The sequence below is a fragment of the Sphingomonas cynarae genome (genome assembly GCF_039537815.1).
In the GTDB taxonomy this organism is placed as follows: domain Bacteria; phylum Pseudomonadota; class Alphaproteobacteria; order Sphingomonadales; family Sphingomonadaceae; genus Sphingomonas; species Sphingomonas cynarae.
Genome location: NZ_BAABBF010000003.1, coordinates 42,989 through 66,143 on the forward strand (window position 1 = coordinate 42,989; position 23,155 = coordinate 66,143).

Annotated in this window: 22 protein-coding genes and 1 tRNA gene; 16 read left to right on the forward strand and 7 right to left on the reverse strand. The window is 67.9% G+C overall.

Translation table 11 applies throughout. The annotated features are described in order from the left end of the window. Window position 1 precedes the first annotated feature (1 nt). The gene (pgsA, locus tag ABD719_RS06875) at window positions 2-553 is read right to left on the reverse strand and encodes a CDP-diacylglycerol--glycerol-3-phosphate 3-phosphatidyltransferase (RefSeq protein WP_344692629.1); all 552 of its coding nucleotides are present in this window, start codon (window positions 551-553) and stop codon (window positions 2-4) included. A gap of 119 nt (window positions 554-672) precedes the next feature. On the opposite strand from pgsA, the gene ABD719_RS06880 reads away from it, so the two are divergent. The 4 genes from ABD719_RS06880 to ABD719_RS06895 all read left to right on the forward strand — a co-directional run bounded on the left by ABD719_RS06880 (window position 673) and on the right by ABD719_RS06895 (window position 4,388). Then, entirely contained in the window at window positions 673-1,971 is a 1,299-nt protein-coding gene (locus ABD719_RS06880) for an MFS transporter (protein WP_344692630.1), read from the forward strand. Between the two features lie 114 nt (window positions 1,972-2,085). Next, a complete protein-coding gene (locus ABD719_RS06885; protein WP_344693069.1) occupies window positions 2,086-3,195 on the forward strand; it encodes a DUF47 family protein in 1,110 nt (369 codons plus the stop codon). A gap of 13 nt (window positions 3,196-3,208) precedes the next feature. Continuing rightward, window positions 3,209-4,210: an inorganic phosphate transporter gene (locus ABD719_RS06890; RefSeq protein WP_344692631.1), complete on the forward strand. Its 1,002-nt coding sequence runs from the start codon at window positions 3,209-3,211 to the stop codon at window positions 4,208-4,210. 101 nt (window positions 4,211-4,311) lie between these two features. Then, window positions 4,312-4,388 (forward strand) — tRNA-Pro (locus ABD719_RS06895). Between the two features lie 318 nt (window positions 4,389-4,706). Here ABD719_RS06895 and ABD719_RS06900 read toward each other — a convergent pair. Continuing rightward, the gene (locus ABD719_RS06900; protein WP_344692632.1) at window positions 4,707-6,134 is read right to left on the reverse strand and encodes a phospholipase D-like domain-containing protein; all 1,428 of its coding nucleotides are present in this window, start codon (window positions 6,132-6,134) and stop codon (window positions 4,707-4,709) included. A gap of 106 nt (window positions 6,135-6,240) precedes the next feature. On the opposite strand from ABD719_RS06900, the gene dinB reads away from it, so the two are divergent. Next, a complete protein-coding gene (dinB, locus tag ABD719_RS06905; RefSeq protein ID WP_344692633.1) occupies window positions 6,241-7,329 on the forward strand; it encodes a DNA polymerase IV in 1,089 nt (362 codons plus the stop codon). Window positions 7,330-7,335: 6 nt separating this feature from the next. On the opposite strand, the gene ABD719_RS06910 is transcribed toward dinB, so the two are convergent. The 3 genes from ABD719_RS06910 to glmU form a co-directional block, all read right to left on the reverse strand. Continuing rightward, window positions 7,336-9,165: a putative bifunctional diguanylate cyclase/phosphodiesterase gene (locus ABD719_RS06910; RefSeq protein WP_344692634.1), complete on the reverse strand. Its 1,830-nt coding sequence runs from the start codon at window positions 9,163-9,165 to the stop codon at window positions 7,336-7,338. Between the two features lie 47 nt (window positions 9,166-9,212). After that, window positions 9,213-10,130, reverse strand: coding sequence for an ROK family protein (locus tag ABD719_RS06915; RefSeq protein WP_344692635.1), 918 nt, complete (start codon window positions 10,128-10,130; stop codon window positions 9,213-9,215). A 73-nt stretch (window positions 10,131-10,203) separates the two neighbouring features. Beyond that, window positions 10,204-11,589, reverse strand: coding sequence for a bifunctional UDP-N-acetylglucosamine diphosphorylase/glucosamine-1-phosphate N-acetyltransferase GlmU (glmU, locus tag ABD719_RS06920; RefSeq protein ID WP_344692636.1), 1,386 nt, complete (start codon window positions 11,587-11,589; stop codon window positions 10,204-10,206). Window positions 11,590-11,651: 62 nt separating this feature from the next. Here glmU and ABD719_RS06925 point away from each other — a divergent pair, with 62 nt between their 5' ends. The 9 genes from ABD719_RS06925 (at window position 11,652) to ABD719_RS06965 (ending at window position 20,092) form a co-directional block, all read left to right on the forward strand. Further along, a complete protein-coding gene (locus tag ABD719_RS06925) occupies window positions 11,652-12,338 on the forward strand; it encodes an HAD hydrolase-like protein (protein WP_344692637.1) in 687 nt (228 codons plus the stop codon). Next, the gene (locus tag ABD719_RS06930; protein ID WP_344692638.1) at window positions 12,338-13,555 is read left to right on the forward strand and encodes a sensor histidine kinase; all 1,218 of its coding nucleotides are present in this window, start codon (window positions 12,338-12,340) and stop codon (window positions 13,553-13,555) included. Before ABD719_RS06925 ends, ABD719_RS06930 begins: the two co-directional genes overlap by 1 nt. A 58-nt stretch (window positions 13,556-13,613) precedes the next feature. Further along, a complete protein-coding gene (locus ABD719_RS06935; RefSeq protein WP_344692639.1) occupies window positions 13,614-14,657 on the forward strand; it encodes a substrate-binding domain-containing protein in 1,044 nt (347 codons plus the stop codon). After that, the gene (gene pstC / locus ABD719_RS06940; RefSeq protein WP_344692640.1) at window positions 14,654-16,039 is read left to right on the forward strand and encodes a phosphate ABC transporter permease subunit PstC; all 1,386 of its coding nucleotides are present in this window, start codon (window positions 14,654-14,656) and stop codon (window positions 16,037-16,039) included. The genes ABD719_RS06935 and pstC overlap by 4 nt, the downstream gene beginning before the upstream one ends. Further along, a complete protein-coding gene (gene pstA / locus ABD719_RS06945; RefSeq protein ID WP_344692641.1) occupies window positions 16,032-17,330 on the forward strand; it encodes a phosphate ABC transporter permease PstA in 1,299 nt (432 codons plus the stop codon). Before pstC ends, pstA begins: the two co-directional genes overlap by 8 nt. A 17-nt stretch (window positions 17,331-17,347) precedes the next feature. Next, a complete protein-coding gene (gene pstB / locus ABD719_RS06950; RefSeq protein ID WP_199860294.1) occupies window positions 17,348-18,109 on the forward strand; it encodes a phosphate ABC transporter ATP-binding protein PstB in 762 nt (253 codons plus the stop codon). A 13-nt stretch (window positions 18,110-18,122) separates the two neighbouring features. After that, entirely contained in the window at window positions 18,123-18,803 is a 681-nt protein-coding gene (gene phoU, locus ABD719_RS06955; protein WP_344692643.1) for a phosphate signaling complex protein PhoU, read from the forward strand. Between the two features lie 18 nt (window positions 18,804-18,821). Further along, window positions 18,822-19,517, forward strand: coding sequence for a phosphate regulon transcriptional regulator PhoB (phoB, locus tag ABD719_RS06960; RefSeq protein WP_344692644.1), 696 nt, complete (start codon window positions 18,822-18,824; stop codon window positions 19,515-19,517). A gap of 113 nt (window positions 19,518-19,630) precedes the next feature. Then, the gene (locus tag ABD719_RS06965) at window positions 19,631-20,092 is read left to right on the forward strand and encodes a hypothetical protein (protein ID WP_344692645.1); all 462 of its coding nucleotides are present in this window, start codon (window positions 19,631-19,633) and stop codon (window positions 20,090-20,092) included. An 85-nt stretch (window positions 20,093-20,177) separates the two neighbouring features. Here ABD719_RS06965 and ABD719_RS06970 read toward each other — a convergent pair whose 3' ends face one another. Both ABD719_RS06970 and epsC read right to left on the reverse strand, forming a co-directional pair. Next, the gene (locus ABD719_RS06970; protein ID WP_344692646.1) at window positions 20,178-20,513 is read right to left on the reverse strand and encodes a DUF2794 domain-containing protein; all 336 of its coding nucleotides are present in this window, start codon (window positions 20,511-20,513) and stop codon (window positions 20,178-20,180) included. Further along, on the reverse strand, window positions 20,513-21,220 hold the full coding sequence (gene epsC / locus ABD719_RS06975; protein ID WP_344692647.1) for a serine O-acetyltransferase EpsC: 708 nt from the start codon (window positions 21,218-21,220) through the stop codon (window positions 20,513-20,515). Before epsC ends, ABD719_RS06970 begins: the two co-directional genes overlap by 1 nt. A 159-nt stretch (window positions 21,221-21,379) precedes the next feature. On the opposite strand from epsC, the gene ABD719_RS06980 reads away from it, so the two are divergent. Together ABD719_RS06980 and ABD719_RS06985 are read left to right on the forward strand one after the other, a co-directional pair. Then, a complete protein-coding gene (locus ABD719_RS06980) occupies window positions 21,380-22,147 on the forward strand; it encodes a sulfite exporter TauE/SafE family protein (RefSeq protein WP_344692648.1) in 768 nt (255 codons plus the stop codon). Between the two features lie 33 nt (window positions 22,148-22,180). Next, window positions 22,181-23,095 carry a hydrogen peroxide-inducible genes activator gene (locus ABD719_RS06985; protein WP_344692649.1) on the forward strand — a complete coding sequence of 305 codons (915 nt, stop codon included), beginning with the start codon at window positions 22,181-22,183 and terminating at the stop codon, window positions 23,093-23,095. Window positions 23,096-23,155 lie beyond the last annotated feature (60 nt).

Here is a 23,155-nt window from a genome sequence, read left to right on the forward strand (position 1 = left end):
GTCAGTCCATGTGCCTCAGGCCGACGCGGAGATAATCCCAGCCGGTGATCGCGGTCAGCACCGCTGCGCCCCACAAGGCCGCCAGTGACACCGGTCCGATCCACGCGACCGAGGGGATCGCGGGTGCCAGGATCAATCCACCCAGCGAGACGAGTTGCAGCGTGGTCTTCCATTTCGCCAGCTTCGACACCGGCATCGACACGTGCAGCGGCGCGAGGAATTCACGCAGGCCCGACACCGCGATCTCGCGCAGCAGGATCACCAGCGCCGCGATCAGGTGCAGCCCGGCGATGTCGCGCGTGCCGACCAGCATCAGGATGACCGCGGCCACCATGATCTTGTCCGCGATCGGATCGAGGAACACGCCCAATCGCGATACCGCGCCATTCGATCGCGCCAGATAGCCGTCGAAATAATCGGTGATGCCCATCAGGCAATACAGCGCGAACGCGATCGCATAGCCCGCCGCCCATTGCGGCCACCACAACAGGCCCACCAGCAGCGGCACCGCGACGATGCGCGACAGGGTCAGGAGATTGGGCAGCGTCAGCATGCGTTTACCTCCTACCGTGCCAAATCGCCGGCGGGAACCGCTATTAAGAAGATTGGCTTCATCGGCCGGTCTGGGCTAGACCCCCCGCCTGTTCGCCACCACCGAGGCCGCCCGTTGTTATGATAAATGCGCTCGGGCTACTGAAGCAACGTCGCTTCCTGCCCCTGTTCACGACGCAGTTCCTCGGTGCCTTCAACGACAATCTCTTCAAGACGTCGATGGTCCTGTTCGCGACCTATACCGTGTTCAACGATGCCGGGCAGGAAGCGAACTTCAACGCACTGGCGACGGGACTCGGCATCCTCCCCTTTTTCCTGCTGTCGGCGCTGGCCGGGCAACTGGCCGACAGTCACGACAAGGCGCGCATCATCCGGCTGGTGAAGACCGCGGAGATCGGGATCATGGCGATCGGATCGGCCGGGCTGATCGCCGCGAAGCTGGGCCACGTCACCGCCGGGCTGGCCCTGATGCTGGGCGCGGTGCTGCTGCTCGGAATCCATTCCACCTTTTTCGGACCGATCAAATACGCGATCCTGCCGCAACACCTGCGCCCGTGCGACGTGCTGGGCGGCACCGGGCTGGTCGAGGCGGGGACGTATCTGGCCATCCTGCTGGGTACCGTCACCGCCGGCTTCCTCGTCCGCCTGCCCGTGGGGTGGACGATCGGTGCGGTGATCGGCTTCGCGGTGATCGGGTTGTTCGCGGGCCGGCAGGTGCCCCCCGCCCCGCGTGAGGGGCCGCTGCTGCACCTGAACTACAACCCCTTCACCGCATCGTGGCGGCTGATCGCGGCGACGCTGCATATTCCCCGGCTGTTCCTCGCGATCTGCGCCATCAGCTTCTTCTGGACGATCGCTTCCGTCCTCATCATCGTGTTTCCGCCGCTGGTGAAGAACGTGCTGACCGCCGACGAACAGGTCGCCAGCGCCGCGATCGCGGTGTTCTCGGTCGGCGTCGCGCTCGGTTCCGTCATCATCAACACGATGCTGAAAGGCAATATCTCCGCGCGCTATTCGCCGATGTCGGTGATCGCGATGGGCGGGTTCGTCGTCCTGTTCTCGATCCTGTCGCGGAACTGGACGCCGGCGGCAGCGGGGCAGCTCTATGGCTGGACGGGCTTCCTGGCGCAGCCGGGCGCGGTACCGATCCTGCTCACGCTGCTGGCGATCGCAGTGACGGGGGGGATGTTCGTGGTGCCGCTCTACGCTTTTCTGACCACGACGGTCGAACGGGACCAGACCGCGCGCACCGTCGCGGCGAACAACGTCGTCAACGCCGGCGCGATGACGCTGGGTTCGGTCGCGGTGCTGGGCATCACCGCACTGGGCGCGACGCCGGAGAACATGCTGCTGCTCGTGGCGGGCATGTGTCTGGTCTCCGCGTGGATCGCCCAGCGCCTCCACCGCGCCTGCGACTGAGCGGATATACCCGTTCCTGCCGCTACGGCATGGCTGCCGTGCGAAACGAGCGTTCGCGATGCCTGTGTTAAGTTATTGAAAGTCGGTGGTTGGTAGGGCAGCTTGCCCGCCATGCTGCATCAGGTCGGTGCCTTGCCCTATCGGATCAGGACCGATGGCGCCGCAGAGGTGATGCTGATCACTTCGCGCGATACCCGTCGCTGGGTCGTGCCGAAGGGCCATCCGATCCGCGGACTCGCCCCCCATATGGCCGCCGCACAGGAGGCGTGGGAGGAGGCGGGCATACGCGGCTACCCCTGCGCGACGCCGCTCGGTGCGTTCGATTACGTCAAGCGGCGGCGGCGCGGGCCGGTCGATGCGACGGTCACCGTCTATCCGCTCGCCATGGTCGGGCAGGATGCCGACTGGCCCGAGAAAAGCGAGCGCGATACTCGCTGGTTCGCGCTGATCGATGCCGCCGCTGCGGTGGACGAACCGCAATTGCAGGCGTTGATCGCTGGCTTTCGGCCGCCACCTGCGCCATCGACATTCGCTGAACGAATGCTCCCGGCGATCCGTACCGGGATTAGGAGGCGTTTTCCGATGCTTGGCTGGTTCCAGTCACTGATGCCCAAACAGGGGCGATTCTTCGAACAGTTCGAGGCGCATGCCGCGACGCTGGTCGCCGGGGCGGATGCGCTCGCGCGGCTGCTCCACGGCGATGGCCGGATCGAGACACAGATCGCCGCGATCGTCGCGCACGAGCATGCGGCCGACGACATCACCCGCGACGTGTTGCAGGATGTGCGCCGCGTGTTCGTGACGCCGTTCGACCGCAGCGCGATCATCGAGCTGATCGGGGTGATGGACGATGCGATCGACCAGATGAACCAGACCGCCAGTTCCATCACGCTCTACGGCGTGACCAGCTTCGAGCAACCGATGCGCGACATGGCGGGAATCATCGTCGAGGCGGCGCGGATCACCGCGGAGGCGATACCGCTGCTCCGGTCCGTCAATCGCAACGGCGACCGGCTGAACGAGCTGACCGCGCGGATGATCCAGATCGAGGGACAGGCGGATACGATCCACGAGGGCGGCCTGCGCGCGCTGTTCCAGCAGCATCAGGATCAGCCGATGCAGTTCATCGTCGGGCGCGAGATCTACAGCCATCTGGAACGCGTGGTCGACCGGTTCGAGGATGTCGCCAACGAGATCCAGGGTCTCGTGATCGACCACGCCTGAGGGGGCGCGAACCATGATTTCCATGACCCTGCTGGTGGCGCTGGTCGCCTTCGCGCTGCTGTTCGATTTCCTGAACGGGATGCACGACGCCGCGAACTCGATCGCTACCGTGGTGTCGACGCGCGTCCTGAAGCCGCAATGGGCGGTGGTATGGGCGGCGTCGTTCAATTTCCTCGCACTGTTCGTATTCGGCGAGCATGTCGCCAATACGGTGGGCAAGGGTATCGTCGATGCCATGGTCATCGATGCGACGGTGATCTGGGGGGCGCTTTGCGGCGCCGTGTTCTGGAACGTGCTGACCTGGGTGCTGGGTATCCCCTCGTCCTCCAGCCATGCGCTGATCGGCGGATTGCTGGGCGCGGGCCTGGCTAAGGCGGGGTTCGACGGTATCGTGTGGAGCGGCATCGCCAAGACGGTGGCGGGCATCTTCGTGGCGCCCGCCGTGGGCATGGCGCTGGCGCTGGTACTGGTGCTGGTGGTCGCCTGGACCAGCCTGAAACTGACCCCGATCGGCGTCGACCAGCGATACCGCAAGCTCCAGCTCGTCTCCGCCGCCGCCTACAGCCTGGGGCATGGCGGCAACGATGCGCAGAAGACGATGGGGATCATCGCGGTGCTGCTCTACAGTCAGGGAAAGCTGGGCGACACCTTCTACGTGCCGCTGTGGGTGGTGCTGTCCTGCTATGGCGCGATCGCGCTCGGCACGATGTCGGGCGGCTGGCGGATCGTCCACACCATGGGTTCGAAGATCACCCGGCTGACGCCGGCGCAGGGATTCTGCGCGGAGACGGGCGGCGCGATCACGCTGGCGATCGCCAATGTCGGCGGCATTCCGATCTCGACCACCCACACCATCACCGGCGCGATCGTCGGCGTCGGCGCGGCGCGGCGGCTGTCGGCAGTGCGGTGGAACGTCGCCTCCAACATCGTCATCGCGTGGTTCGTCACGCTGCCCGCCGCCGGACTGATCGGCGCGGCCGTCTATTGGCTGACGCACGCGATCGGATCGATGTAGCGATCATGTTGATTGGCGCTTGCGCCCCTGCCGGCTGCTGGGTATAGGCGCGCCTCCAAGCACCGGCAGGCACCCGAAACGGCGCCCGCCCGGTACTCCGTCGGGGAGTAGCTCAGCCTGGTAGAGCACTGTCTTCGGGAGGCAGGGGCCGGAGGTTCGAATCCTCTCTTCCCGACCATTTACCGACTTATGACTGGCGGCATGTCCATGCTGCCGCAAGCGGTATCAGCGACGGCTTCGGCCGGTTTGCCCCTTTCCAAAGCCTGATGACATCGGTCGAACCAGATGTCTGTCATGGCGAGCGCAGCGAAGCAATCCAGGGCGTCCTGATCCGGCACTGGATTGCTTTGCTGCACACGCCATGACGGATTGGGTCAGACCAATGTCGTCCTGCTATAAGCATATCGCTCCACCGTCGCGGATCCCATGGATCGCGCCGCGCCGTTGCCATGCAGGCCGGGCGTGACATGGCATACCGCGCCCGGCCGCGATCCGCCTATTTGCGTCGCCGCAGGCCGAAACGGCGGAACAGTCCACGCTGCGACAGCGCCTCGAACATTTCCTCCGGTCCTTCGGGGTCGAGCACCTCGTTGTCGGCCAGCCATTCCTCGACGGCGGTCAGATCGGGCACCTCATAGGGCACCAGCGTCTTGCCGCGTCCGCGGAACCGTTCGATCGTCGCGATCAGCGATCCCGTTTCAGCGACCGCCTCCGCCACCTCGCCATGCGTCATCCCCAAATGCTCGGCGATCAGGTCGTCGCGGATCGACAGCACGCGGGCGCGCTCCGCCTCGGTATGCGCCTCGATCGCGAGATCGCATTCGGTGTCGAGCCGGAGCGAACGGTTGTTCATGTTGCTCGACCCCAGCCGGAACACGCGATCGTCCGCGATCAGGATCTTGGCGTGGCAATAGATCGGCGTACCGCCCGCCGTATAGGGATGGTACATCCGCAGCCGCCCGTGCCGGTCGCGACGGCGCAGTGCCTCCATCAGCCGCGCGCGCGCGGTATCCATTGCCAGCGGCTCCAGCCACCCCTGCGCGGTGACGGGGTTGATGATGACGATTTCCGGCCCGTCCGCCTCGTCCAGCCGCCGCGCCACCGCCTCCGCGATCCTGCGCGAGGCGAAATACTGGCTCTCGATATAGAGATGCCGCTCGGCCGAGGCGATCTGCGACATGAACAGCGCCTCGCTCTCGTGCACCGGCGGCTGGTCTGGCATTTCCGGAAAGGTCCGCGCGATGCCGACGTCGATGCCCTCGAAATCCACCGTCAGCCCTTTGGGCCAGCAGGGTCCGCCGGGTTCCACCGGCGTCATCGGCTTGCCGCCCGCCGCCGTCCAGCGATCGCGGAACAGCGTGCCGAGCGTTCCCGCGATCGGCCCCTGCACCGCGCTGATCGCGTCGTGCCATGGCTTGTAGGGCTGGCCGCCGGGGCGCAGCCGCAGCGGCTGGTCGTCCAGATGCTCGCGCGTGTCCCAGCGATCCCCGGTCATGTCGATGCCACCGCAAAAGGCTAGGCAATCGTCGATGATGACGATCTTCTGGTGATGCGAGGCGCCGGTGGGATGATGCCCGTCCAGCTTGGTGTGGATGCGCTTGTGCATCATCCATTTCAGCACCGTGAACGCCGTCGCGCCGCGCCCCAGCGACTTGATCGCGCCCAGATCCCAGCGCAACAGGAACACCTCCAGATCGGGCGAAGCCTGCACCAGATCGTAGATGAAGGTGCCCAGCGTGCGCCCTCGCCCCTTCACGTCGTGGTCGAGCACGATGCGCGCATCGAAGTCCCAGCCGATCAGCAGGATACGCTTGCGGGCCTGAGTCATCGCCTGACGCGCGATCCGGAAATAATCCGCCGCGTCGACGATCACGCTCATCCGGTCCGCACGCACCACCTGCCAGCAATCGACGCCTGTCTTCATTGTCGCGCTTTCCCTTTTCGACGCTCCTCATGGCGGAGCGGCAGATCGCTGGCAAACGCGAACACCCTCGCACCGGGTCCCGCCGCCCCCTATGTAGCGTGCCGTGATGTCGGACGCGCGGCCCCGCAAGATCATCCATGTCGACATGGACGCCTTCTACGCATCCGTCGAACAGCGCGACGATCCGGCGTTGCGCGGGCGGCCGGTCGCGGTCGGGGGCAGCCGGGCGCGCGGCGTCGTGGCGGCGGCCAGTTACGAGGCGCGGGTGTTCGGCGTCCGCTCGGCGATGCCCTCCGTCACCGCGGTCCGGCAATGCCCCGACCTGATCTTCGTGCCACCGCGTTTCGATGTGTACCGCGCCGTGTCGCAACAGATTCGCGCGATCTTTGCCGATTATACCGATCTGATCGAGCCGCTGTCGCTGGACGAGGCGTATCTCGACGTATCGGAGGATCGCCATGCGCTCGGCTCGGCCCAGGCGATCGCCGCGGCGATCCGCGCGCGCATCCAGGACGATACCGGTCTGACCGCCTCGGCCGGGGTCAGCTACAACAAGTTCATCGCCAAGCTGGCGTCCGATCAGAACAAGCCCGACGGGATGTGCGTGATCCCGCCCCATCGCGGCGCGGCCTTCGTCGCCGGATTGCCGGTCAAGCGGTTCCACGGCGTCGGCCCGGTCACCGCGCGGCGGATGGAGGCGCTGGGCATCCTGACCGGGGCCGATCTGGCCGTCCACCCGCTCCCCTTCCTCCAGCGGCATTTCGGCAGCCATGCCACCTATCTGTACGGTGCGGCCCGGGGCGAGGATCATCGCCCGGTGCGGGCGCATCGTCAGGCGAAGTCGATCGGGGCGGAGCGGACCTTCGAGCGCGACCTTAGCGAGCCTGCGCCGCTGCACGACGCCCTGGCCGTGGTTGCGGCGGCCGCCTGGGCCCGGATCGACCGGGCAGGCGCGCAGGGGCGCACCGTGACGCTGAAACTGCGCCGTGCCGATTTCGCGACGATCACCCGTGCGCGCTCGGTCCCCCGCCCCGTCGTCGACGAAGCCGCGTTCCTGGCGATCGGGGCGGACCTGCTGGCGGCGCAACTACCGGTGCCCGGCGGCGTCCGCCTGCTCGGCCTGACGCTGTCCGCATTGGGCCACACGGCAGGCGATGCTTCCGACGACGGGGTACAACCGGCACTGCCGTTCTGACGCCGGTCAGCCGGCCCGCAACTCGTCAGCCGCCGCCCCGACGAAGCGGGCGCCGGCCAGCATACGGGCGCGGGCCGCATCGACCGGGCGGCACAGGCCGAAACCCTGGAGATATTGCGCCCCCGCGATCCGCAGCGCCTGAATCTGCACATCGGTTTCCACGCCCTCCGCAGCGACGTCCAGCCCCAGCGCGCGGCCGAGCTGGATGATCGAATGGACGATCGCCGCCGCCTCGCGGTCCCGGCCCATCCCGTCGATGAACGACCGGTCGATCTTCAGGCAATCGAGCGCAATGGTGCGGATGTTGTAGAGACTGGAATAGCCGGTACCGAAATCGTCGAGCGCGACGCGGAATCCCATCTGGCGCAGCGAATGCAGCGTATCTGCCACCTGCCCCGTCCCGTCGAAGATGGCGCGCTCGGTAATCTCGATCTGGACGCGGCCCGGCGTCACTCCCGCTGCACCGGTCTGATCGAGCAGCCGCTGCGCGAACTGGTGCCGGTGGAACTGGCGTGGCGTGAAGTTGATCGAGACATATTGGCCCGGCCATTCCTTCACGCGCCCCAGCGCCTCCGTCACTACCCAGTCGCCCAGTTCATGGATAAGATTGGATTCCTCGGCGATCGGCAGGAATTCCGCCGGCCCGATCGTCGCGCCGAAATCCTCGCTGTGCCAGCGCAGCAACGCCTCGAACCCCACGATCTCCAGATCGGCCTTGGCGACGATCGGTTGATAGACGAGGCTGAGCGCCTGATCCGGGATCGCGCGAATCAGCCGCCGTTCCATCCGGCGACGCAGACGGATGCTGTCGTCCATCGTCTCGTCGAACCGGCGCGCGATACCGCGTCCCTGCCGCTTGGCCTCGTTCAGCGCGAGATCGGCGCGGCGGATCACGTCGATCGGCTCGCGCCCGTCGCCACCCTCCACCACCACCAGCCCGGCGCTCGCCCCCGCCTGCACGCCATGGCCATAGACCTGAAGCGGCACGGAACAGGCCGCGATCACCGTCTCGCAGGCGGCCACCGCCGTGGCATCGTCGGGGGTATCGAACAACAGACCGAACTCGTCGCCGCCCAGCCGCGCCACCAGCGCACCGGCGGGCGCGGCGCGGTGGAGGATGGCGCAGATCTCACGGATCAGCGCGTCGCCGGCCAGATGGCCGAGCGTATCGTTGACGCGCTTGAACCGGTCGAGATCGATCATCGCGGTCGCAAAGGTGCCGGGCGCCCGCGTTCGTTCCTCCAGCGCGCGCTGGAAGGCCAGGCGGTTGGGGGCATCGGTCAGCGAGTCGTGAAAGGCGGTATGCACCGCGCGGCTCTCGTTCGCGGCCAGCTCGGCTTTCTGCTCCTGCAGGAGCGCGACCTGTGCCAGCAACTGGCGATGCGTCACGGCCATGTCGCGATCGCGCCGCCACCGCGCGGCCAGCGCGCTCGCGGTCTGCAGCAGTTCGGTCGCCGAGAATGGCTTGGCGATGAAGAACAGCCGGTCGACCGGTCCCGCGGCGCGGGCGATCTCGGCCAACGGTACATCGCCGGCCCCCGTCACGATGACGATGTTGGTTGCGGGATCGATCCGGCGCAGCCGCCGCGCGGTTTCGCGCCCGTTCATGGGCGCCATGTTGAGGTCGACGAAGGCGACGGCGTAATCCTCGCCCGCCATCGCCGCGCGCTTGGCCTCCGCCACCGCATCGCCGCCGCGTTCGGCATGGAACAGGCGAAACGACCCATCCCCCGCGCTGCCGAGGATGCGTCGATAGCAGTCGTGCAGCACCGCGTCGTCGTCGACCACCATGACGCGTACTGCCTCGGCCGACGATTCGTCGGGGCCTTGCTTCATCGCGTCCTGCCTGTCGACCATGATCGCCAGATACTAAGGCATAGTAATTAACGCGTGGTAAACGATGCCTGCAACTGTGCCTCCAGCGCCTGTGCGCCCAGCACGATCGCGCCGAGCGGCCCGGCATTGCCGCCCAGTGCGGGGGGGACGACGAACGTATCGGCATCCGCGACTTCCGGCAGGGCGACATAGCCACCCAAGCTTTTCGTCATCGCCGCCCGGACCCGCGGGAACAGATGATCGGTGCCTACCATCACGCCGCCGCCCATCACGATCCGCCGCGGCACGCCGGTCAGCACCAGGGCGTGGAGCAACTGTCCCAGCGCATGCGCGACCATATCCCAGGCGGGATCGTCCGCGGCCCATTGGTCGCCGGACACGCCGGTACGCGCCTTCAACGCCGGCCCCGCCGCCAGCCCTTCCAGACAGGCCCCGTGGAACGGGCAACTGCCGATCCAGTCGTCGCCGGGAAAGCGGACCGGGCGGAGATGACCGAACTCGCTGTGGGTCAGCCCGTCGACCGGCCGCCCCCCCGCGATCAGGCCGACGCCGATGCCGGTGCCGACCGTGGCATAGGCGATGTCCTCCAGCCCCTTCGCCGCGCCCCAGCGTGCCTCCGCCAGCGCCGCGCCGACCACGTCGGTATGGAACCCGGTCGGCACGCCCGCGAACCTGCGCAGACGCTCGCCGACATCCTGATTGGCCCAGCCCGGCTTGGGGGTAGAGGTGATGTGACCATAATCATGGGCATGCGGATCGATCGATACCGGCCCGAAACTGGCGATGCCCAGCGCGGAGAAACCACGCCAGCGGTCCAGCACCGCCTCGATCGCGCTCAGCGTCTCCTCGGGCCGGGTGGTGGGCAGCTGGACGCGATCCTCGATCGCATCGGGGCCCCGCGCCAGAATGCAGATGCACTTGGTGCCGCCCAGTTCCACGCCGGCCACCAACGGTGCTTCAGTCATCGCGCTCTCCCTTTTCGCTCGCCCCGCCGCTACGCCTCAAATCGATTGTTGGCGATAAATTTCGTGACGGCCGTCAGCGTGCGGCCTTCTTTGCCTGCATCAGCGCGCGGAAGCGGGCCGCCCAGCCGGATCGGCTTTCCTGCCGCCCGCGCGCCAGCGCCAGCGCATCGGGCTCGACATCGCGGGTGATGACCGATCCCGCCGCCACGATCGCCCCCGCCCCGATCGCGACCGGCGCCACCAGCGCTGAATTGGAACCGACGAACGCCCCCGCCCCGATCGTGGTGCGGTACTTCAGGAAACCATCATAGTTGCAGGTGATCGTACCCGCGCCGATGTTCGCCCCCGGCCCGATATCCGCGTCGCCCAGATAGGTCAGGTGGCTGGCCTTGGCGCCATCCCCCAGAACGGCGTTCTTCACTTCGACGAAATTGCCGACCTTCGCGTTCACGCCGAGCACCGAGCCCGGGCGCAACCGGGCATAGGGTCCGACCTCCGCGCCCGCGCCCACCGTCGCGCGCTCCAGATGGCTGAAGGCATGGATCGTCGCGCCGTCCGCGACGGTGACGCCGGGGCCGAAGACGACGTTCGGTTCGACCGTCACGTCGCGGCCCAGGATGGTATCATGCGCGAACCATATCGTGTCGGGAGCGACCAGCGTCGCGCCGTCCCGCATCGCCGCCGCGCGGCGCCGGGCCTGCCAGCCGGCCTCCACCGCCGCCAGTTCGCCACGGCTGTTGACGCCGGCAACCTCGTGCGCGTCCGTTTCGATCACCGCCGAACCACGACCGTCGGCGGCGGCGAGCATGACGATGTCGGGCAGGTAATACTCACCCGCCGCATTGTCGTTGCCGACCCGCGCCAGCAGTGGCCAGAGATCGGCGGCGCGCACCGCCATCAGCCCCGAATTGCACAGCGTCTCCGCCCGGTCGGCGTCGCTGGCGTCCTTGTACTCCACCATCCGCACGATGCCGCCCTCGGCGTCCGCGATCACCCGGCCATAGGCGCCGGGGTCGTCGGGACGGAAGCCCAGCACGACCGCCGCCGGCGCATCGGCGGCCCGCAACCGGTCGAGCATCCGCTGCATCGTCGCCGCGGTCACCAGCGGCACGTCGCCATAGAGGATCAGCACGTCGCCATCGAAATCCGCCAGCGCCCCCTCCGCCTGCCGCACCGCGTGGCCGGTGCCGAGCTGTTCGGCCTGCAACGCAGTGGCGATGCCGAACGGGGCGACCGCGGCCCCCACCTGATCGCGACCGGCGCCGGTGACGACGACCACGCCCGCGGGCGCCAGTTCGCCGACCGCGGCAAGCAGATGGAGCAGCATCGGCCGCCCCGCGACCGGGTGCAGCACCTTGTGCGTGTCGGACTTCATCCGCGTGCCCTTGCCGGCGGCAAGCACGATCGCCGCGACGGAGCGGGGCGCGGCGACGGAACGGGGCGTAGTCGGCTGGGTCATGGCGCGGTCCGGTGCCACGAAAGCCTTGCCAATGCCATAGGGCCGCTGGCACGCATGCCGCCATGACAGGCTTTCCCTTCACCCTTGTCGGCTTCGACATGGACGGCACGCTGCTCGACACCAGCGGCGATCTCGCCGCCGCCGTGAATCATGCGCTAGCCAGTGCCGGCCGTGCCGAACTGACGGTCGATCAGATCAAGCCGATGATCGGCGGCGGCGCCCGCCACATGCTGGCGCAGGGCATGGCCCGGACAGGCGGTTGCGACGAGGCGGAACTCGATCTGCTGCATCGCCGCCTGCTCGACTATTACGAGGCGCACATGACCGTCCTCACCGCCCCCTATCCCGGTGCGCTCGCCGCGCTCGACGCGCTCGCCGACATGGGCGTCACGGTGGCGGTGGTGACCAACAAGCTGGAAGGCTATGCCGTCACCGTGCTCGACGCACTCGGCCTGACGGATCGCTTCGCCACCGTGATCGGCGGCGACACGCTGGGGCCGGGCCGGGGCAAGCCCGCGCCCGATCCGATCCTGGAGATGATCCGCCGCTGCGAAGGCGACGTGGCCACCACCGCCTTTATCGGCGATTCGGTCTACGACGTGCGCTCGGCGAAGGCGGCCGGGGTGCCGGTGATCGGCTGCAGTTTCGGCTTCCTCGACCGGCCGGCGGCGGACCTTGGCGCGGACGCGGTGATCGATGGTTATGACGAGCTGCTCGCCGCGCTCCGCCGCCTCGGCAGGGGCGTGTGATGCGCGGCATCCTGCCGGCGATCGGCACTGCCTTGGGGGCGGCGGCGTGCGTGTTCGTGGTCGATGGCCGGTGGGAAGGGCCGGCGATCGCCCTGGTCGGCGGGATCGCGGCGGCACTGCTGGCGCGGGGCTGGGACGAGACCGTGCCCTCCGCCGCCCTGCCCGCACCGGCCGCGCCGCCGTTGGACGAGGTGCTGGACGCGGTCGGCGATGCGGTGCTGCTGGTCGATCGCGGCCGGGTGGTGCTGGCCAACCGCGCCGCGCGCGACGTACTGGGCGCGCATGTGGTGGGCGAGGATGCGCGCGTCGCAATCCGCCACCCCGCCGCCGCCGCCGCGCTGGCGCAACCGGATGGCCGGCCGGTCGATCTGGTCGGGATCGGCGCGCGCGACCGGCACTGGGCGATGCGGGTGGCGGGCACGTCGGGCGGCCTTGTCGTGATCGACCTGCACGACCGCACCGAACATGCCGCGGCGGAGCGGATGCGCGTCGATTTCGTCGCCAATGCCAGTCATGAACTGCGCACCCCCCTCGCCTCGATCCTCGGCTATATCGAGACGCTGGACGACGAGGCGGGCGAGGAACCCGCGTTGCGCCGCCGGTTCCTGACGATCATGATGGCCGAGGCGCAGCGGATGCAGCGTCTGGTGGAGGACCTGATCTCGCTGTCGCGGATCGAGGCGGACAAGTTCCGCCTGCCCGACCAGTCGGTCGATCTCGGTATGCTGATGGCGGAGGTATGCGCGGAGTTGCGCGGTTCCGGGTCGCCGCGCGCGATGGACGTGGAATGCGCGACGGCCGGAGAGGTACCGCCGATCGCCGGCGACCGGGCACAATTGTCGCAACTGTTCCACAACCTGATCGGCAACGCGATGAAGTACGGCCGCGCCGCGACGCCGGTGGTCGCGCGGATCGAGCGGGTCACGGCGGGGATCTCGATCGTCGTCACCGATCAGGGCGACGGCATCGCCTCCGAACACCTGCCCCGCCTGACGGAGCGTTTCTACCGCGTCGACCCGGGTCGCAGCCGCTCGCTGGGCGGTACCGGGCTCGGCCTCGCGATCGTGAAGCACATCGTCGAGCGGCATCGCGGCCGGCTCGACATCGCGAGCCGGCCGGGGATCGGCACCACCGTCACCGTCACCCTGCCCCATCCTGCGACACCCGGTGCCGGTTTGGGCGCCGGATCGGGCGCGGGCGCTGTCATCAAAGAGTAACGCCACGGTCACATAGGCCGGATCGCCGGGCGGCTCGCCGCTCCCTTCAGGACGATCGATGCGCCGCCTTCTCCTCCTTGGCCTGATGATGCCGCTGGTCGCGTGCCAGGATCAGGCGAACGGCGGCGGCGCCGGCGCGCGCGACCAGATCACCGCGGTGGGATCGTCCACCGTCTATCCCTTCACGACCATGGTCGCCGAACAATATGTCGCCTCGGACCCGCAGGCCAAGGCGCCGGTGATCGAATCGACCGGTACCGGCGCGGGGATGAAGCTGTTCTGCGCGGGGGTCGGCGCGGCCCACCCGGATATCGAGGACGCCTCGCGCCGAATGAAGGCCAGCGAGTACAGGGACTGCGCCGCCAACAACGTGCGCGACATCCTGGAAATCCAGGTCGGGATCGACGGCATCGCCTTTGCGGAGGCGAAGAACGGGCCGAAGATGCGGCTGACCCCGACCGATCTCTATCTCGCGCTCGCCGCCGCGCCGAACGGCAAGCCCAATCAGCGGCGTAGCTGGGCGGATGTGAACCCCGCGCTGCCCGCCACCCCGATCCAGGTCTATGGCCCGCCGGCGACCAGCGGCACCCGCGACGCGCTGGCCGAACTGATCCTGACCAAGGGATGCGAGGCGTCGAACCCCGCCGCGAAGCCGCTCGCCAAATCGGATGCCGATGCGCACAAGGCGTTGTGTACCCGCGTGCGCGAGGACGGCGCCTATGTCGACGCCGGCGAAAACGACAATCTGATCGTCCAGAAACTGCAATCCAACCCCGATGCGATCGGCGTGTTCGGCTACAGTTATCTGGAGGCCAATGCGGAGGTGGTGAACGGCGTGCCGATCGATGGCGTCGCACCCACCTATGCCGCGATCGCGGCCGGCCGCTATCCGGGATCGCGGCCGCTCTATCTCTACGTCAAGAAGGCGCATCTGAACGCGATCCCCGGCCTGCGCGCCTTCCTGAAACTCTATGCGGGCGCCTGGGGACCGGAAGGGCCGCTGGTACGCCGCGGGCTGATCGCCGCACCCGACGCGGTCCGCGCCCGTGCCGCGCAGGTGATCGTCACCGAAACCCCGCTCGATCCGGCGACGCTGTCGTGAGCGGGATCGGCATCATCCTGATCGTCATCGGCCTCGCGCTGATCGGCTGGCTGACGGCACGGACGCGGGCAGGTGGTTTCCGCATCGCCGGGGCGGATACGGTCCAGCGGTTCAGTTCGCTGCCCGGTCATCATGGCTGGTACGTCGCCTTGTGGACATTGGTGCCGCCGCTCGCATTCCTGGCGATCTGGTCGCTCGTGTCGCCCGCGATGGTGACCGAAACGGTGCTGAACAGCCCGGTCGCGATGCGGCTGCCGCCGCCGGGGTTCGACCGCGCCTCGATCCTGTCGGAAGCGCGGGAACTGGGGGCGGGCCGTGCCTATGGTGCCTTCAACGAACTGTCGCGACTGCTCGCCCCTGCCTATGCCGCAGCGCAATCGCGCTATAACTGGATCGCGACCGGCCTGTCGCTGTTGCTCGCCTTTGCCGGCGGCGCGTTCGCCTTCACGCGAGTGCGGCCGGGGTTCGGCGCGCGGACGAAGGTGGAGCGGATCGTGATGGGGCTGCTGCTCGCCGCCTCGCTGATCGCGATCCTCACCACGATCGGCATCGTCGCCTCGCTGCTGTACGAGGCGGGGCGGTTCTTCCGCATCGTGCCCGTCACCGATTTCCTGTTCGGCACACACTGGAGCCCGCAGGTGATCGACGGGCGCGATCCGGGGGCGTCGCTGGGCGCGGTGCCCCTGTTCTGGGGCACCTTCTTCATCGGTGCGGTGATCGCGATGGCGGTCGCGATCCCGTTCGGGCTGATGAGCGCGATCTACCTGACCCAATATGCCGCGCCGCGCACCCGGCGCTGGATGAAGCCCATTCTCGAAGTGCTCGCGGGCGTTCCGACCGTCGTCTACGGCTATTTCGCGGCGCTGACGGTGGCACCGGCGGTCCGCGATCTCGCAGTGTCGATCGGCATCGGCGGTGCGTCATCGGAAAGCGCGCTGGCAGCGGGTGCGGTGATGGGGGTGATGATCATCCCCTTCGTGTCGTCGATGGCCGACGACAGCCTTGCCGCCGTGCCCGGCGCGATGCGCGACGGCAGCTTGGCGATGGGCGCCACCTCGTCGGAGACGATCCGCAAGGTGCTGTTGCCCGCCGCCCTGCCCGGCGTGGTCGGCGGCGTCCTGCTGGCGATCAGCCGCGCGATCGGCGAGACGATGATCGTCGTGATGGCCGCCAGCGGCGTCGCGACACTTACCGCCAATCCGTTCGCCAGCACCACCACCGTGACGCGTCAGATCGTCGACCTGCTGACCGGTGAGGCGGAGTTCGACAGTCCCAAGACGCTCGCCGCCTTCGCGCTGGGGCTGACGTTGTTCATCGTCACGCTGCTGCTCAACATCGTCGCCCTCCATGTCGTCAAACGCTACCGGGAAGCTTATGAGTAACACGCTCGTCGCGCAGACGCCGGTCGTGGGCACGGCGCATGATCCCGTGGCGCGCGTCCCGACCGACTGGTCGACCACGTCGATGCAGCGCCGCATCCGCCGCCGTTACGCCGCCGAGCGGCGGTTCCGCCTGATGGGGCTGGCCGCGGTGGTGATGTCGGCGGGATTCCTCGCCTTCCTGCTCGTCACCATGCTGATGCAGGGGCTGGGCGGCTTCACCGAAACGCGGATCGCGGTGCCGATCGATTTCGGCGCGGCGCGACTGGCGGTGACGCCCGCGCAGATGGAGGGGCGCGGCGCCGATCTCGCGCTGGCGGGCGCAGGGCTGAAAGGGACGGTCGATACCGCCGCCGCCCGCGCCTTTGGCGACGCGACGATCCTGTCGGACGGCGCCTGGCTGCGCGTGCGCGATGCGGTGAAGGCCGATCCGTCGTTGCTGTCGCGCCGGGCGACGTTCGAACTGCCCGCCGCCAGCGGCCTTGACGTCGCCGCCAAGGGGCAAGGCACCGCCGCAGCGGAGGGGACGCTGGCCGCCCTGCGACAGCGCGGCGTCGTGTCGCGTGGCCTCAATCGCGGCTTCCTCATGGGAGCCGATGCCACCGACCCTACCCGCGTCGGCATCTGGGGCGCGTTCAAGGGATCGTTGCTGACGATGCTCGTCACGCTGGCGCTGGCCTTTCCGATCGGGGTCCTGTCCGCGCTCTATCTGGAGGAATATGCCCCCCGGAACCGCTGGACCGACCTGATCGAGGTGTCGATCAACAACCTTGCCGCCGTGCCGTCGATCATCTTCGGCCTGCTCGGGCTGGCGGTGTTCCTCGGCACGTTCGGAATGCCGCGCTCGGCGCCGATCGTCGGCGGACTGACGCTGGCGCTGATGACGATGCCGGTGATCGTCATCGCCGGGCGCAATGCGATCAAGGCGGTGCCGCCGTCGATCCGCGACGCGGCGCTGGGCATCGGCGCCTCGCCGATCCAGGTCGTGTTCCATCACGTCCTGCCGCTTGCCCTGCCCGGCATCCTGACCGGCACGATCATCGGCATGGCCCGCGCACTGGGCGAGACCGCGCCGCTGCTGATGATCGGGATGCGCGCCTTCATCGCCGCGCCGCCCACCGGCCTGTCCAGCCCCGCCACCGCACTGCCCGTCCAGATCTTCCTCTGGTCGGATCAGGTCGATCGCGGCTTCGTGGAGAAGACATCGGCGGCGATCATCGTCCTGCTGGTCTTCCTGCTCGCGATGAACGGGTTCGCCATCTACCTCCGCAACCGATTCGAGACACGCTGGTGACCGACGCAAACTCCAAGATGCCGTCTCCAAAGATGACGGCGCGCAACGTCAACGTGTCGTACGGCGCCAAACAGGCGCTGCACGACGTGTCGATCGATATCGAGCAGGATCGCGTCGTCGCCTTCATCGGCCCGTCGGGCTGCGGCAAGAGCACGTTCCTGCGCACGCTGAACCGGATGAACGACACCGTCGCTTCCGCCCGCGTGACCGGGGACATCCGCCTCGACGGGCAGGATATCTATTCCGCCGAGATGGACGTGGTGCAGTTGCGTGCCCGCGTCGGCATGGTGTTCCAGAAACCGAACCCCTTCCCCAAGTCGATCTACGAGAACGTCGCCTATGGCCCGCGCATCCACGGGCTGGCCGGGGGCAAGGCCGATCTGGACGTGGTCGTCGAACGCTCGCTGACCCGTGCCGGCCTGTGGAACGAGGTGAAGGACCGGCTGGCCGATAGCGGCACCGCCCTGTCGGGCGGCCAGCAGCAGCGATTGTGCATCGCCCGCGCGATTGCCGTCGATCCGGAGGTGATCCTGATGGACGAGCCGTGCAGTGCGCTCGACCCGATCGCCACCGCGCGGATCGAGGAACTGATCCACGAACTGCGCGGCCGCTATGCGATCGCGATCGTCACGCACAACATGCAGCAGGCGGCACGCGTCAGCCAGCGGACGGCGTTCTTCCACCTCGGGACGCTGGTGGAATATGGCGCCACGTCGGATATCTTCACCAACCCGGTCCAGGAACGGACGCGGGACTACATCACCGGCCGCTACGGCTAAGGCGGAGGGAACGATGGAACATACCGTCAAGGCATTCGACAACGATATTGGCCAGTTGCGCGGGCTCATCAGCCAGATGGGCGGGCTGGCCGAAGACGCCATCGCGCGGGCGATGCAGGCGTTGCAGCGCACCGACCTGCAACTGGCGGCCGAGGTGCGCGCCGGCGACAAGGCGATCGACGCGATCGAGGCGGAGGTCGAGCGGCTGGCGGTGCGGATCATCGCCCTGCGTGCGCCGCTGGCCGTCGATCTGCGCGAAGTGGTCGCCGCCTTGAAGATCGCCAGCGTGGTCGAACGAATCGGCGATTACGCCAAGAACATCGCCAAGCGCGTGCCGATGATCGAAAGCGAGCACCGGATCGAGCCGGTCTCCGTCCTGCCCGCCATGGGGCGGATGGCGGCGGAGATGCTGCACGACGTGCTCGACGCGTTCGGCGCGCGTGACGCGACGGCGGCGCTGCGCGTGTCGGAAAGCGATTCCGCGCTGGACGATTTCTATGATGCGATCTTCCGGACGCTGGTGACCTATATGGTCGAGAATCCCGCGACGATCAGCCAGTGCGCGCACCTGTTGTTCGTCGCCAAGAATCTGGAACGGATCGGGGATCAGGCGACCAACATCGCCGAGATGGTCTACTTCGCCGCGACCGGCGCCCAGATGCCCGACCGCGATCGCGGCGGCGACCAGAACTGAATTGATGGGACTGAACCGATGGCCCGTGTCACCATGCTGCTGGTCGAGGACGACGCAGCGCTCGCCGAACTCCTCGAATTCCATTTCCGACGCGAGGATTTCGACGTCCACCACACCGCCGACGGCGAGGAGGCGTTGCTGATCGCGCGCGAGCGGACACCCGATATCGTCCTGCTCGACTGGATGATCGAGGGCGTGATCTCCGGTCTGGAGGTATGCCGTCGCCTGCGCCGCGCGCCGGAGACGCAGAACGTGCCGATCATCATGCTCACCGCGCGCGGCGAGGAGGAGGACCGGGTCCGGGGACTGGAGACGGGCGCGGACGATTACGTCACCAAGCCGTTCAGCCCCCGCGAACTGGTAGCCCGCGTCGGTGCAGTGCTGCGCCGGGTGCGGCCGGGGCTGGCGGGCGAGGCGCTCAACTATGCCGATATCGAGATGGATACGGTCGGCCACAAGGTGAAGCGCGGCGGCGAGACGGTGGCGCTCGGCCCCACGGAGTTCCGCCTGCTCAAGCACTTCCTCGAACATCCCGGCTGGGTCTTCTCGCGCGAGCGGCTGCTCGATGCGGTATGGGGGCACGACAGCGATATCGAAAGCCGCACCGTCGACGTGCATATCCGTCGCCTGCGCAAGGCGATCAACGTCGGCGATCGGCCGGACATCATCCGCACGGTACGGTCCGCCGGCTACGCGCTCGATTCGGAGGGCTGATCCCGGAACAAGGATCGCGGCGATCGTACCACAGCGGACACATTCCGGACATGGAACGTTGGGCTGCGGCGTGGACAATCAAGGTTCGCGTCGACATTCTCAGGAGATTCGCCATGAAGCTCATCCTTCTCGCCGCAACGGCGCTGATCGCCACACCGGTGATCGCACAGGACATGACCACGCAGACGGCGCCGGCCACGCAGACCGCCCCGACGACGCCGCCGTCCGATCCCGCCGCACCCGCGGACCCCGCCGCGCCGGCAACCCCGGCGGACCCTGCCGCCCCTGCCGCCGATCCCGGCATGATGGCGCAGGACGCCGGCACCGCACCCGCCCAGACCACGGGTCAGACCCCCGGCACCACCACGGCGTCGCCCGCCGGCATGAGCACGGGCGATCCGGTCGGCGGTTATCAACCGTCGCAGCCGGCCACGGCCGGTGCGCCCGGCGCGCCGACCACGTTCCGCGCGGCACCCAGCCCGTCGGAAGCATTCCCCGCGCCCGCAGCGCTGGAAAAGTATCCGGTCTGCAAGAAGGGTCAGTACGACAAGTGCCGTCAGCGCGGCGGCAAGTAATCGCCTGATCCGGTGACGTGATCGGGGCGCCCGCCACAAAGGCGGGCGCCCCTTTTGCTGTTCGGAGGCGGCGGCGGCGCGGGACCTATCCGTCGACCAGCTTCATCAACCGTCGCTCGACCGGGGCCAGCAACGGCCCCAGTTCGTGGCCGCGCTTCAGGACGACGCCCGCCTCCCCGACCAGCGCCCACATACCCTGACGCTGGCGCAAGGCAGGACGTTTCTCGATCCTGATTTCGGGCCGCTCGGCAGTGCGGCGGAAGGCGGAAAACACCGCCGCCTCGCGCCCCAGATCGATCGCATAGTCGCGCCAGTGGCCGGCGGCGACCATCCGTCCATAGAGATCGAGGATACGGGTCATCTCGGCGCGATCGAAACCGACCTGCGCCTCGCGTCGGGCGGGGAAGGGTACGACACCCATCAGGCCCGGCCGCGTTCCCGATCTTGCTCGGTGTCGCGCCGGTCCGCCTGCTCGGCCAGCAGCGCGTCGAGCCGCTTGCGCAACTGCTCCACCTCGCACCGCAGCAGTTCGGTCTTCTGCGTCACCGGATCGAACGTCTCTGAGCATTTGGTGCCATAGGGCAGGAAATCCGGGCGGGGGGCGGCCCCGCCTTCCACCATCGTCGGGCGAGCGGGGATGCCGACCATCACCGCGCCGTCGGGCACGTCGCGCGTCACCACCGCATTGGCGCCGATCCGCGCACCGCGCCCGACGGTGATCGGCCCCAGCACCTGCGCACCCGATCCCACGATCGCTCCGTCGAGCAGGGTTGGATGCCGTTTGCCCGCAACACCGTTATCGGGGCTGGTCCCGCCCAGCGTCACGCATTGATAGATGGTCACGTCGTCGCCGATCTGCGCCGTCTCGCCGATCACGACGAAGCCGTGATCGATGAAGAAGTTGCGGCCGATCGTGGCGCCGGGATGGATGTCGATCGCGGTCCAGCCGCGCGTGACGTGATTCACGATCCGCGCCATCAGGAACATTCGTGCCCGGAACAGCCGGTGCGCCACCCGGTGACCCGCCAGCGCCCATACGCCCGGATAGGTGAGCACTTCCGCCCGGCTGCGCGGCGCGGGATCGCGGGCACGGATCGAATCGATATAGGCGACGAGGCGGCTCGGCATAGTATATTTCCTTGCGCTGCGATCGCGCCCTGTCGCCGATCTAGGATGACCACCCTCGAATTGCCAGCATCGCGGCGAACCGGGGCGTGCATCGGATAAAGCCGATCTATCTTGTGGATATTCCGCACTGCGGTCACGTTGCCCCCGGAAAGGATATCCATGCCCGATTTCGCGACGTTCGATTTTTCCGCCATCCTGCCCTTCATCCTCATCGGATTCGCCGCGCAGGTGGTGGACGGAGCATTGGGCATGGCGTTCGGCGTGATCTCGAACACCGCCTTGTTGTGGATCGGCGTCCCGCCCGCCGCCGCTTCTGCCGGCGTGCATACGGTGGAGACGTTCACCACCGCAGTCTCCGGGATCAGCCACACCCTGCATCGCAACGTGAACTGGAAACTGTTCCTGCGGTTGATGATCCCCGGCGTGATCGGCGGGGTATTGGGGGCCTATGTCCTGTCCAATATCGATGCCGCGGTCGCAAAGCCGTTCATCCTCGTCTATCTGGCCGGGATCGGCATCTATCTGCTGTACCGGGCGGCGCGCCATGCGCCGACCACCAGGGAGCCGAAGATCGTCGAGCCATTGGGGCTGGTCGGCGGATTCCTCGATGCGGCGGGCGGCGGTGGCTGGGGGCCGGTCGTCACGTCGAACCTGCTGGTGCAGGGGGCGACGCCGCGGACGACGATCGGCACGGTCAACACCGCCGAATTCTTCCTGACGCTCACCATCTCGATCACCTTCCTGACGCAGCTCGGCTGGGCGGCGTTCACCGTCGCGACGGTCGGCCTGTTGATCGGGGGCGTACTGGCGGCGCCGTTCGGGGCGATGCTGGCGAAACGAGTGCCGGCGAAGACGTTGCTGACCATGGTCGGCGTCATCCTCATCATCACCAGCCTGTTCGGCTTGTGGCGCGCCCTATATCATTGATGGATGGGGTTCCATTGAGGTAGCGAGGCGTCGATGGCCGTCACCTATCTACCCACGCTGAAGCAGCTCCAGTATCTGGTCGCCCTGCACGACCATGGTCATTTCGGCCGCGCGGCGGAGGCGTGTTTCGTCACCCAGTCGACCCTGTCGGCGGGGCTGCGCGATCTGGAGGTGCTGATCGGCGTGGTGCTGGTGGAGCGGACGCGCCGCATCGTCCGCTTCACGCCGCTGGGCGAGCGGATCGTCGCCAAGGCGCGGCGGGTGTTGCGCGAGGCGGACGAACTGGGCGATCTGGCCCGCGCCGCCGGCCGTCCGCTCACCGGCGATATGCGGATGAGCGTGATCCCGACGATCGCGCCCTTCATGCTGCCGCGTATCCTGCCGAAACTGCGCGCCGACTATCCCGACCTCCGCCTCTTCCTGCGCGAGGAACCGAGCGCCGCCGCGTGCGAGGGGTTGCAGAACGGCCGTACCGACTGCGTCCTGCTCGCCCTGCCCTTCGCCTGCGGCGAGGTGGCGTCCGCGCCGCTGTTCGACGACCGCCTGTTCATGGCGTTTCAGGGTACCGAGGCGGACAGCCTGCCTGCGGCGATCACCGACGATACGATCGACGGCAGCCGCCTGCTCCTGCTGGAAGATGGCCATTGTCTGAAGGACCATGCGCTGGCCGCCTGCAACCGTCCCGAAACGCGGGCGGAGGCGACGATGATGGGTACCTCGCTTCATACCATCGTCCAGATGGTCGACAATGGTCTGGGCATCACCATGCTGCCGGAAATGGCGATCGCGGCGGGTATTCTGGACCATACCAGCGTTACCGCCCGGCCGCTGGCCTCCCCCGATGCGGTACGGCAGATCGCGCTGGTGTGGCGCCGCGCGTCGCCGCGGGAAAGCGATTTCAGGCTGTTGGCCGCTATCCTTAGCGAAGCGAAACAGGGCCGCGCCTGATCCCGATATGCGCGCGGATCGTCGCGTTTCGGGAACAAAATCGCGTCTTGCGCGGTCAAC